Source organism: Microbulbifer sp. JSM ZJ756, assembly GCF_044383805.1.
Lineage (GTDB): Bacteria > Pseudomonadota > Gammaproteobacteria > Pseudomonadales > Cellvibrionaceae > Microbulbifer > Microbulbifer zhoushanensis.
Map to the genome: position 1 here is coordinate 41,986 of NZ_JBISER010000006.1, position 11,237 is coordinate 53,222.

Sequence of the window (11,237 nt, forward strand, 5' to 3'; positions counted from 1 at the left end):
GTTTACAAACCTGCCGCCGAGGGGGCAAGGCCCGCCCCGGCGGGCACCGGGTCAGGGGGCGAGTTCACGGCGCATTGCGCCAATCACTTGGGCGTAGTCGTCCGCATTGAATATCGCCGAACCGGCCACAAAGGTATCGGCGCCGGCGGCCGCGATCTCGGCGATATTGTCCCGGGTGACACCGCCGTCGATCTCGAGCCGGATATCGCGGCCGGAATCATCGATCAGCTGGCGCGCCTCGCGCAGCTTGTCGAGGGTGGCAGGGATAAACTTCTGGCCGCCGAAGCCGGGGTTAACCGACATCAGCAGGATCATATCGAGCTTGTCCATCACGTATTTCACCGATTCCAGCCCGGTAGCCGGGTTCAGCACCAGGCCGGCCTTGCAACCGAGGCCCTGGATCAGCTGCAGCGAGCGGTCCACGTGGCGCGATGCCTCCGGGTGGAAGGTGATGTAGGTGGCCCCGGCATCGGCGAACATGCGGATCATGTCATCCACCGGCTCCACCATCAGGTGCACGTCGATCGGCGCCTCGACGCCATGTTTGCGCAGCGCCTGGCAGACCATGGGCCCGATGGTCAGGTTGGGCACGTAGTGATTGTCCATCACGTCGAAATGCACCCAGTCGGCGCCGGCTGCCAGAACGGCATCCACCTCTTCCCCGAGCCGGGCAAAGTTGGCGGAAAGGATCGACGGGGCAATCTTGAAGTCGGGCATGGTGAGTCCTGTTGCTTATTGTTCAGTTTTGCCGCACAGGCGTGCATCCAGGCGCTGCAGGCGTTCCGGGGTGCCCACATCGCACCAGTCGCCTTCGTAGAGCTCCGCCTGCAGGCGGTCCTCATTATGCACAAAGACTTCCCCGAGACCGAAGCAGGTGCGCCGGCGCGGATAGTCAGTGAGCATTTCGGGCCGCAGCCAGCTGATGCCGGCAAAAGTGTAGCGGGGGGTGGCAGTGCCGGACAGCAGGCCGTTGTCGATGCCGAAGTCGCCCTCGGGGTTGTGCGGCGGATTGGGCACCATCAGCAGGCGGCCCGGACAGCCGGCCGGCAGGGGACGCCCCAGCCAGCCGGAAAGGTCAAAATCACACCAGACATCGCCGTTGACCACCAGGAAGGGATCCTCTCCCAGCAGGGGCAACGCCTTGAGGATGCCGCCGGCAGTTTCCACCGGCTCCCCCTCGACGGAGTAGCGGACCTCCAGCCCCCAGCGCTCACCGCTGCCTACCCGCTCGCGGATCTTTTCGCCCAGGTACCCGAGGTTGATCACCACCCGGCGCACCCCAACCGCAGCCAGGCGATCCAGGGCGTGCTCGATCAACGGCTTGCCCGCCACCGACAGCAGCGGCTTGGGTGTATTGTCGGTCAGGGGCCGCATGCGCTTGCCGAACCCGGCCGCCAGTACCATGGCAGCGGGGACCTGATTATCGTTTGCTTGGCTCATTACAGTCTTCGTGCGCTTCGCAGCTTGGGTTTAACGGGCGCGCTCTCCTGCCGTGCGGTAGTCGCGGTACCAACTCTGACGCTCGGCGAGCGGCAAAAGTTCGGTGCCAAACCACTCGGCAAAGGGCTTTAGCTCGGGATAACGACCGGCGACTTCCAGGGTGTAACGCATTACCAGCGGCAAGTCCGGCAGGTAGCCCTGCTTGCCGTCGCGCAGGAACAGCCGCGGGAAGATACCCAGCACCTTGATGTGGCGCTGAAGGCCCATCCAGTCGAACCAGCGCAGGAAGGTATCGCGATCCACCTCCGGCAGGATACCGGCCGACTGCGCCGTCGCCGCGTAACACAGGGCCCACTTCTCCACCTGTTCACGGGGCCAGCGGATATAGCAATCCCGCAACAACGAGGCCAGGTCGTAGGTAACCGGACCCCAGACCGCATCCTGGAAGTCCACCACTCCCGGGCGTTCGCCCTCCCGCACCATCAGGTTGCGGCTGTGGTAGTCGCGATGCACCAGCACCTGGGGCTGCTCCTCCGCAGAGTCCAGCAACAGGCTGAAGGTCCGGTCCAGCAGTCGCTGCTCATCTGCCCCCAGGGTATAGCCCAGCAGCTTTTCCGCCAGCCACTCCGGCAGGATGCGCATTTCCATCTGCAGCAACTCGCGGCTGTATGGTGGCAACAGCTCCTCCGATCGGGGAATCTGTTGCAGGCACAGCAGCTCGGTCAGCATCTCACCATAAAGACCCTCGACCGTGTCCTCGCTGAGCAGGGACAATAGCTGTCGGTCGCCCAGGTCCTCCAGCAGCATAAAGCCGCGGCTGACATCCGCCGCGATGACCAGGGGAGTATGGATGCCAAAACGACGGAGATAGTCGGCCAGCGCCACAAATCGCGCCGGGTTAGTGCGCTCGGGCGGGGAATCCACCGCAATCAGGCGTGATTCACCAACCGTGCGGAAGTAGCGCCGGAAGCCGGCATCGCCCGACAGCGGCAGCAACTGTACCGGCTGCGCCGCCGACAGTGCCCGCGTGGCCCACTGGCCAAGCTCAGTGCGCCGCATGTCTATCTCATCTGTCGAACGCTCACTCATGCGCCGCTGCTACTCCACCAGTTCCGGGCCGCATTGTAACGGCGCTACTGCCGCCGTCCAGCGAACCCGGCAAAAATTGCCGCCACGCCCGGCTGCCCGCGTGCTATTAGTGTTAACCGTCTCTACATTCAAGTAGAATCACCCGCTGTTTTTTGCACACCGCTCCCTAGGGAAGAGACTCTAAAGATAGTCGGAACTTATCACCTGATGCTGGAAGCCTCCCGCTGGCGCCGCCTGACACTGGCGATCGCCCAGATTTCACGCCCACGAACCCTGGCGATCGGCCTGATGGCCGCACAGCCCGTGTGGGTGCAAGCTGAGGAGCTCCCTCCCGGCGCAACCGGGGGCGACAACCCCTACCTTTTCCTCGACTGGATGCCCGCCTCGCAACTGGCCCCGGAACTGCAGGCCGGCCTGCCGCCGGTCTGTTCTGGCGCGTTTGTGGCACCGCCGCGCGACTACCGCAATGCCGAACTCCCGCCCGAGGAGGCCCCGCTGCGGGCGACCGCGGACAGCTCGGAATGGCTGGATGACGGCACCGCGCAGCTGCGCGGCAACGTGCATATCACCCAGGGTTACCGCCAGCTGTTTGCAGACCAGGTGGATGTCGACCGCCAAAACGGCACTGCTTACCTGCGCGGCGCCATCGAAATGCGCGAACCCAACCTGCTGGTCAGGGGCCGGGCGGCCGAAGTACAGACAGGCAGCAAGGCGGCGGAGATTGAGGACGCCACCTACGTAATCCACGACGAATTTATCCACGGCAGCGCCGCCTACGCTTCCCGCGAGGCCAGCGGCGAACTGAACCTGTCTGCCGGCAACTACACCCGCTGTGAACCGGGCCACGTGGTCTGGCGCATGAACGGCGGCGAGATCAATATCGACAATGTCGAGCGACAGGGCGTGGCGCGCAATGTCCGCCTCGAGATCCTCGATGTGCCGGTATTCTACTTTCCCTACCTGCGCTTCCCCGTGGGGGATGCACGCCTGTCGGGGCTGCTGTTTCCCAGCATCAGCAACAGCGATGAAAATGGCTGGGATATTGCCATCCCCTACTACTGGAACATCGCCCCGCAGATGGATGCCACCATCGTACCGCGCTATATCCAGTACCGCGGTACCGGCGCGGAGTTGGAGGTGCGCCACCTCCACCCCTGGTTCAATACCGAGGTTCGCCTTGCCGGGCTGCCTGACGACGAGGGCGGCGACGATGAGGACGCCCGCGAGCTGATCCGCCAGGGCTTCCCCGAGGAACTGGTGTTACCCGCCAAGGGCGAGGACCGCTGGCTCGTGAACGTGGAACAACAGGGCAGCAGCGGGTCCGCCTGGCGCACCAACGTGGACTACACAAAAGTCAGTGACGCGGACTACTTCCGCGACCTGGACACCTCCAACCTGAGTGTGTCGGCCGAAACCGCGCTCAGCCAGCGGGCCCAGTTCGGCCTGCTGGGCGAGCACTGGACCGCCAACCTGCGCCTGCAGGAATACCAGCAGCTGGTGAAGGACCGCTTTGATACCTACAGTCAGCTGCCGCGCCTGGACATTGACGGCAACTACCGCTGGGGGGACTGGCTGCTCAATCTCGAGCACGAGATGACCAGCTTCGATCACGACGAAACCCAGACCATCCGCTTTATCAATGACACCGGCGACATAAACAGTGTCACCACGCGCACCCGCGATTTCGTTACCGCCGACCGCGCGCGGCTGGATTACGAGCTGGACTGGGACCGCCAGTGGCTGTGGGGCTACTTCACCCCCGGCGTGGCAATGCGCTACCTGAGTTACGACCTGAACGACCAGTTCCTTAAGCCGGAGAGCTCCGATACGCCCGAGGCCTCCGCCGCGCAGTTCACCCTGGATACAGGCCTGTTCTTCGAGCGCAATGGCCAGTTCCACGGCTTCGACTATGTACAGACACTGGAACCGCGCCTGTTCGGCCTGGTCAGCTCCAATGCCGAGCAGGAAGACTTCCTCAATATCACCACCAATCCGGCAGATGGCGGTAACGACCTGCTATTCGATACCTCACTGTTCACTTTCAGCTATGACCAGCTATTCCGTGACAGTCGCTTCAATGGCAATGACCGAATCGATGACGCGGACCGCATCGCCCTGGGCCTGACCACAAGGTTCATCGACCCGACCAGCGGCCGGGACCTGCTGGCGGCCAGTGCCGGCCAGGTCTTTTATTCGGAAGACATCCAGGTCGGGCTCAGGGACCCGATCATCGAATCGCCCCGCTCGGAGTTCGCCGCCCGCCTGGAAAGCCGCCCCCTGCAATCACTACGCCTCAGTAGTGACCTGGTTTACGATGATGAGGATATGGAGCTGGACCGGGGTGACTTCACCGTCCGCTACCTGGACGAAGACCTGCGCCTGTTTAACTTCAGCTATCGCTACCTGCGCAGGGAAGAGAGATTCGACGCCAGCGACAACCTGATCCAGGGTCCCATCGAGCAACTGGACGCCTCCATGGTACTGCCGGTGGCCAACGGCACCTCGATTCTGGCCCGGGCCAACTATGACGTCACTTTCGACCGGGAACTGGAGTACATGGCGGGCGTCGAATATGACAGCTGCTGTTACCAGGTGCGCCTGGCCTGGCGGCGCACGTTGGACAACGACCTGGCGGATGTGGTAACTCCTGAAGAGCTGACCTACGACGAAGGGGTATATATCGAGTTCCAGCTGAAAGGGCTCGCCGGCCTGGGCACCACCGTCACCAACATGCTCAGCCAGGGGATACCCAACTTTCAACAGAGAGAAGTACTGAAACAGTGAAGAATATAATGACAAAGTCCGTCGCAAAGAGAGGCCTGCTGGCACTCGCCGCCGCCTGCGCCCTGTTCACCGGCGCGGCCCTGGGCCAGGTACAGGCCCTGGACCGGGTGGTCGCCGTAGTCGACGACGACGTCGTGATGGCAAGTGAACTGCAACAGCGCCTCAATACCATCCAGAACCAGATCCGCACCCAGCAGGTACAGGCTCCGCCGATGGACGTACTGCGCCGCCAGGTGCTGGAACAGCTGATCATCGAACGGCTCCAGCTGCAGATGGCCCAGCGCGCCGGGGTCAGCGTCTCCGATGCTGAGCTGGAGCAGGCCATAGCCCGCGTACAGCAGAACGCCGGCAGCAGCCCCGAGGAGTTCCGCCAGCGCCTTGAGGCGGACGGCATCACCATGCGCGAGTTCCGCGAGCAGATCCGCCGGGAAATCCTGATCCGCCGCGTAGAACAGGGCAGCGTCAACAACCGGATCCAGATCACCGACCAGGATATCGACAACTTCCTCCGGTCCAAGGAAGGCGAATTCTGGAAATCTCCCCAGTTTGAGCTGGGCCATATCCTGATCCCGGTAAGTGCCAGCGCGCCTGCCGACGAAGTGCAGGAAGCCCGCGAGAAGGCCGAGCGACTGGCGCAACAGATTTCCGCTGGTGCCAATTTCCGCGAACTCGCCATCGCCAACTCTGCAGGCCAGAACGCCCTGTCCGGCGGTGACCTGGGGTGGCGCAAGACCGTGGAGCTGCCCGGCCTGTTTGCCAACGCGCTGGACGGCCTGGGCGTGGGCGATGTCAGTGAGCCGTTCCGCAGTGACGCCGGCTTCCACCTGCTGAAGATCCATGCCCAGCGCGGCTCCAATGAGCAGGTAGTGGAGCAGACCAAGGTGCGCCACATCCTGGTCAAGACCAGTGCTATCCGCGATGACGATGCTGCCTACAACCTGCTGATTGACCTGCGCAAGCAACTCCTGGACGACGAAGCCAAGTTCGATGAGCTGGCCCGCGAGCACTCCGAGGATATCGGCACCATGCTCGCCGGCGGCGACCTGGGCTGGTCCATGCCGGGACAGTTCGTGCCCGAGTTCACCCAGGCCATGAACAACACCCCGGTGGGCGAGATCAGCATGCCGTTCAAGTCCCAGTTCGGCTGGCACATCCTGCGGGTTGACGGCCGCCGCAACCAGGATATGACCGACCAGTACATTCGCAACCAGGCTGCCAACCTGCTGCGCAACCGGCGCTACGAGGAAGAGCTGCAGAACTGGCGCCGCGAAATCCGTGACCAGGCCTTTGTGGATATCAAGCTGCCGGGCGCCGGTGACGATGCCGGGGAATCCGGGGAAGAGGAACAGGAACAGCAATGATTCCGCGCATCGCGCTAACCCCCGGGGAACCCGGGGGTATCGGCCCCGAGCTGGCGGTCAAGCTGGCCAGCCTGGGACCCGAGCGCGCGGTGGACTACGCCTCCGGCAATGGCAATGATCACGGCCACCGGCACCACGGGCCGACACAGATCGTGGCAGTGGCCGATCCCGCGTTACTCGAGGACACCGCCGCACAGCTGCGGCTCCCCCTGCGACTGATTCCCTTTGACCCGGACCAGCCACCAGCGGACACCCCCGCCGGCACACTCTACGTACAGCCGGTGCCCCTCGCCGAACCGGCGCAGCCCGGGGTGCTCAATCCCGCCAATGCCCGCTACGTGCTGGATACCCTGCACAGCGCTGCGCGTGGTTGCCTGGACCGCACTTTCGATGCGGTGGTCACCGGGCCGGTGCACAAGGGCGTGATCAACGACGCGGGCATCGCTTTTAGCGGCCATACCGAACTCTTCGCCGAAATCGCCGGCGTGGAGCGCGTGGTCATGATGCTGGCCGCCGGCGACCTCCGGGTAGCCCTGGTCACCACGCACCTGCCGCTCAAGGATGTCAGCGCTGCGATTACCTCCGAGCGCCTGGAACAGGTAATCACCATCCTGCACCGCAGCCTGCGCGACCAGTTCCGGATTCCCGAACCGCGTATCGGTGTATGCGGGCTCAATCCCCATGCGGGGGAGGGAGGGCACCTGGGGCGGGAGGAAATCGAGGTCATCGAGCCCTCCCTGGAAATGCTGCGGTCCCTGGGCCTGAAACTGCTGGGGCCATTGCCCGCCGACACCCTGTTCACACCGCCGCAATTGTCACGCTGCGACGCGGTCCTGGCCATGTATCACGACCAGGGCCTGCCAGTGTTAAAATTCAAGGGATTCGGGCACGCAGTGAATATCACTCTCGGGCTGCCGTTTATCCGCACCTCCGTGGACCATGGCACCGCGCTCAACATTGCCGGCCGCAACGAGGCCGACAGTGGCAGCCTGCGCGCCGCCCTGGCGCAGGCGGTGCAAATGGCCCGACTGCGCGCACTCTGACTGACAGACTCTTTCTATGGATAATTTTTTCGAGCACAGAGCGCGCAAGCGCTTCGGCCAGAACTTCCTGGTGGATGAAAACATCATCGAGCGCATTGTGCGCGCCATCGGGCCGAAGGAGACAGACCGGCTGGTGGAAATCGGCCCCGGTCAGGGCGCTATCACCGCGCTGCTGCTACAACGCTGCCCCGGCCTTACTGCCATTGAGCTTGACCGCGACCTGATTCCGATGCTGGAGTTCAAGTTTCGCGACTACCCCGACTTCAGCATCATTGAGCAGGACGCCCTGAAATTCGACTTCAGCACCCTGGCCCGGGACAAGCCACTCAGGATCGTCGGCAACCTGCCGTACAACATCTCCACCCCCCTGCTCTTTCACCTGCTCTCTTTCCGCGGCATGGTCCAGGATATGCACTTTATGCTGCAGAAAGAGGTAGTGGACCGCCTGAGTGCCACGCCCGGGAATAAGGCGTACGGGCGGCTGAGCGTAATGGTGCAGTACCATTGCCGCGTACAGGGCCTGTTCCCGGTGCCGCCGCAATCCTTCCGGCCGGCGCCCAAGGTGGAATCCGCTATTGTCCGGCTCACCCCCCGCGACAAACCAGAGCTGGCGGCGAGCGACGAAGGCCTGCTGGAACGCATCGTCAACGTGGCCTTTCAGCAGCGCCGCAAGACCCTGCGCAATGCCCTCAAGCCGCTCTACCCCGACCTGGACACCGCTGCCCTGCCGTTGGATGCCAGCCGCCGTCCGGAGACCTTCAGTGTGAAAGAGTTTGTCGAACTGGCAAACTACTGTGCCACACTCGAATCCTGAATCGGCATAGCAGAGACACAGGGACAGCGTTTTGGCGACCTACGCAATTGGCGATATCCAGGGGTGCTTCGACCCGTTTATGCGCCTGCTGGATAAAATCCACTTCCGCCCCGACCGGGACAAGCTCTGGCTGGCCGGCGACATGGTGCACCGCGGCCACGACAGCCTGAGCACCCTCCGCTTCCTCTACGAACACCGTTCCCAGGTGACCGCGGTACTGGGTAACCACGACCTGCACCTGCTGGCGCTGGCCCATGGCGCCAAGCGCCTGACAGACAGGGAGCACGACCTGGCCAGGGTCCTGCGTGCGAAGGACGCCGACAAGCTACTGACGTGGCTGCAGAGCCTGCCACTGGTAGTCCACAAGAAGGGCTTCACCATGGTCCACGCCGGCATACCGCCCATCTGGAGTATCACCAAAGCAATCGAGCTATCCGGGGAAGTACACCACGCCCTTGCTGACGACGCCCTCGCCAAGGCATTCTTCTACGGCATGTATGGCAATGAGCCGCACTGCTGGAACGAGCACCTGCTGGGCATCGAGCGCCTGCGCTCTATCACCAACTATTTCACCCGCATGCGCTTCTGCAAGGCCGACGGCACTCTGGACCTGGTCACCAAGCGCGGTCCGGAAGCGGAGCATAACGATTACCACCCCTGGTTCAGCTTTCCAGAGCGCAAAACCAGGAAGGACAAGATCATCTTTGGCCACTGGGCGGCGCTGGAAGGAAGGGCTGATACCGAGAACGTTTATGCGCTGGATACTGGCTGTGTCTGGGGCGGGTATCTGACTGCAATGCGGCTTAGTGATGAGAAGTTTTTTTGTGCGGATTGCGGCTCATAAAGCGAGCCAGTATCCCACAGTGAATACTGGCTTGCGGGACGCCTTACAAGATTCCCAGATATATAACCACAACCGCACTGACAAGGTTATTCAGCAAGTGCAGCAGCATCGGCAGTAATACCGAACCGCTCTTCTCCCGTGCCAGCCCCAACAATAGCGCCAGTACAAAAACGAAACTCAACTGCACCCAGTGGTATTGCCCCCAGTGCATCAGGGTAAACAAGCCAGAGGTCAGCAACAGAGTGCCACTGAAACCGAGCCGGGTCTGTCGCCAGGCCCCAAACAGGTATCCCCGAAACAGCAACTCCTCCAGTAACGGCGCGGCGAATACCACCACCAGCGCCAGCGGCAAATGGCGACTGCCCGCCAGCATCTGCATAAATTCCCCCTGCTCGACACCGAGAGACTTCACCGTCACCACCTGTGCGATCATGAATACCACGAGTAATGACAGCCAGCGCCATAGGGAGTCCAACCGGAAACCGGAAATGGCCAGCGTCGCCCGCCGTGTCTGGGTCTCGAATCTGGATGCAAACAATAGCGCAGGCAATATCAGGCAGAACTGGGTCAGGTACATCCCTGCCAACGCAGCGGGCGTCTGGATATGCATCTCCACGGCCTGCTGGATCGACGCTGGATCGACAACCTCCCCCTGCGCTCCCAGCTGCGCACCCAGGTAACCACCATAGCCGGCGATATAGAGAAAAACGCCCACAAAGTGAAGGATTGCGAATACGACAAGCCAGCTAGTGGCGTACCAAGGATTTGGCAACAGTCCGCATTTTGGGAGATGCCCCTGGCCGCATTCCTCTGTATTAGTAGACATACTTTCTTCAGAAAAATTCATTGCTGATTTCCCTTATCATTTTTATCCAGGCTCACGATTCGACGTAAATTTCATCATTTTAAACTGCTAAGAGTCTCACTGAAAAATAAATTGCAGCCATATCGGCTACAATTCAATTACATCTTTATACTATAGATAAAAGCTTGCTCGCTTTCTTCATTCCATTATTTATAAAACCCATCCTCTATCCTCTCAAGTAACGATAGTAAATCGAAACCCCTATAAAGACAGCATTTATAATATAGACAGGCACCCAGCTAAAATTCAGCGATGAAAAATAAACCACCAGAAAGTAAGAAACTAATACAGAGACCCAAAAAAAGATAATATTCATGACCAAATCAAACCAAAATACTCAACCACAAAACAATCAATCAAGACACAAGCCAATTATTCGAAGAACTCTTTACCTAGAGATTAGCCAAACTAAAACATCGGCTCCCATATGAACTCACCGGATAATGCACCACATAAAAGCCTGGAAAAAACGCCTAACCATAAACACATAATAACAGTGTTAGTAATTCCCAAATAGAGTAAGCCCATATCCTCCAGCAGTTTTAACCATGCAACGGCCCCAAAGGATCAATTACTATTCTTAACACCTATTGAATACTAGTGCATGGGCCCTCTAAGCGAGGGCCCTACAAGAACTACCGAAACGCTGCAGCTAGTGCACCGGATATACCTCCAATGCCTGCCCCCATCAACCCAACAACAGCCGCCCCCGCAGGGCCACCGATGGCAAAGCCGATGCCAGCACCGGTAGAAGCACCTGCTAACGCTCCTCCCGACATTCCTCCAATAACCGCCGTCATCTCTGAGCCGCCTACCACAGCCTCAAGTTGATCTCGATTTAACTCTTGCATATCTCCCTCCTTAGTTCTCATTAGTCGCAAATGACCACGCTGCAGAAATACCGCCTACAACGGCCGCCCCCGCCAAGACGCTCAGGCCCAAGGGCGTAGCAGCCACCGTAGCTACTACAACACCTGCTCCAGCGCCCCCTAAAGCT

Annotated in this window: 10 protein-coding genes; 5 read left to right on the top strand and 5 right to left on the bottom strand. The window is 60.9% G+C overall.

What is annotated here, in order from left to right; translation table 11 throughout:
* Positions 1–51 precede the first annotated feature (51 nt).
* Genes rpe through ACH6CX_RS10950 form a run of 3 tightly spaced genes read right to left on the bottom strand, consistent with a single transcriptional unit; the run spans position 52 to position 2,529 of the window.
* Positions 52–717: a ribulose-phosphate 3-epimerase gene (gene rpe / locus ACH6CX_RS10940; RefSeq protein WP_232940826.1), complete on the bottom strand. Its 666-nt coding sequence runs from the start codon at positions 715–717 to the stop codon at positions 52–54.
* A gap of 15 nt (positions 718–732) precedes the next feature.
* Positions 733–1,440: a nucleotidyltransferase family protein gene (locus ACH6CX_RS10945; protein WP_232940825.1), complete on the bottom strand. Its 708-nt coding sequence runs from the start codon at positions 1,438–1,440 to the stop codon at positions 733–735.
* Positions 1,441–1,470: 30 nt separating this feature from the next.
* Positions 1,471–2,529: a phosphotransferase gene (locus tag ACH6CX_RS10950; RefSeq protein WP_334079104.1), complete on the bottom strand. Its 1,059-nt coding sequence runs from the start codon at positions 2,527–2,529 to the stop codon at positions 1,471–1,473.
* Between the two features lie 207 nt (positions 2,530–2,736).
* On the opposite strand from ACH6CX_RS10950, the gene ACH6CX_RS10955 reads away from it, so the two are divergent.
* From ACH6CX_RS10955 to ACH6CX_RS10975, 5 genes are read left to right on the top strand one after another with little or no spacing between them, the layout of a single operon-like run.
* Positions 2,737–5,313 carry an LPS-assembly protein LptD gene (locus tag ACH6CX_RS10955; RefSeq protein ID WP_396675402.1) on the top strand — a complete coding sequence of 859 codons (2,577 nt, stop codon included), beginning with the start codon at positions 2,737–2,739 and terminating at the stop codon, positions 5,311–5,313.
* A gap of 8 nt (positions 5,314–5,321) precedes the next feature.
* On the top strand, positions 5,322–6,674 hold the full coding sequence (locus tag ACH6CX_RS10960; protein WP_232940822.1) for a peptidylprolyl isomerase: 1,353 nt from the start codon (positions 5,322–5,324) through the stop codon (positions 6,672–6,674).
* Positions 6,671–7,717 (top strand): 4-hydroxythreonine-4-phosphate dehydrogenase PdxA, encoded by a 1,047-nt coding sequence (gene pdxA, locus ACH6CX_RS10965; protein ID WP_396675403.1) that lies wholly within the window; start codon positions 6,671–6,673, stop codon positions 7,715–7,717. Before ACH6CX_RS10960 ends, pdxA begins: the two co-directional genes overlap by 4 nt.
* Positions 7,718–7,733: 16 nt before the next feature.
* Positions 7,734–8,531: a 16S rRNA (adenine(1518)-N(6)/adenine(1519)-N(6))-dimethyltransferase RsmA gene (gene rsmA / locus ACH6CX_RS10970; RefSeq protein WP_396675404.1), complete on the top strand. Its 798-nt coding sequence runs from the start codon at positions 7,734–7,736 to the stop codon at positions 8,529–8,531.
* A 31-nt stretch (positions 8,532–8,562) separates the two neighbouring features.
* Positions 8,563–9,375 (top strand): symmetrical bis(5'-nucleosyl)-tetraphosphatase, encoded by an 813-nt coding sequence (locus ACH6CX_RS10975; RefSeq protein ID WP_232940819.1) that lies wholly within the window; start codon positions 8,563–8,565, stop codon positions 9,373–9,375.
* A 43-nt stretch (positions 9,376–9,418) separates the two neighbouring features.
* On the opposite strand, the gene ACH6CX_RS10980 is transcribed toward ACH6CX_RS10975, so the two are convergent.
* Positions 9,419–10,222: a CPBP family intramembrane glutamic endopeptidase gene (locus ACH6CX_RS10980; protein ID WP_232940818.1), complete on the bottom strand. Its 804-nt coding sequence runs from the start codon at positions 10,220–10,222 to the stop codon at positions 9,419–9,421.
* A gap of 653 nt (positions 10,223–10,875) precedes the next feature.
* A complete protein-coding gene (locus ACH6CX_RS10985; protein WP_396675405.1) occupies positions 10,876–11,112 on the bottom strand; it encodes a Blp family class II bacteriocin in 237 nt (78 codons plus the stop codon).
* Positions 11,113–11,237 lie beyond the last annotated feature (125 nt).

Coding starts and splice junctions, on each gene's coding strand:
- ACH6CX_RS10950 (WP_334079104.1), bottom strand. CDS start 2,529: ATGAGTGAGCGTTCGACAGATGAGATAGACATGCGGCGCACTGAGCTT.
- rpe (WP_232940826.1), bottom strand. CDS start 717: ATGCCCGACTTCAAGATTGCCCCGTCGATCCTTTCCGCCAACTTTGCC.
- ACH6CX_RS10980 (WP_232940818.1), bottom strand. CDS start 10,222: ATGAATTTTTCTGAAGAAAGTATGTCTACTAATACAGAGGAATGCGGC.
- ACH6CX_RS10955 (WP_396675402.1), top strand. CDS start 2,737: ATGCTGGAAGCCTCCCGCTGGCGCCGCCTGACACTGGCGATCGCCCAG.
- ACH6CX_RS10960 (WP_232940822.1), top strand. CDS start 5,322: ATGACAAAGTCCGTCGCAAAGAGAGGCCTGCTGGCACTCGCCGCCGCC.
- pdxA (WP_396675403.1), top strand. CDS start 6,671: ATGATTCCGCGCATCGCGCTAACCCCCGGGGAACCCGGGGGTATCGGC.
- rsmA (WP_396675404.1), top strand. CDS start 7,734: ATGGATAATTTTTTCGAGCACAGAGCGCGCAAGCGCTTCGGCCAGAAC.
- ACH6CX_RS10945 (WP_232940825.1), bottom strand. CDS start 1,440: ATGAGCCAAGCAAACGATAATCAGGTCCCCGCTGCCATGGTACTGGCG.
- ACH6CX_RS10985 (WP_396675405.1), bottom strand. CDS start 11,112: ATGAGAACTAAGGAGGGAGATATGCAAGAGTTAAATCGAGATCAACTT.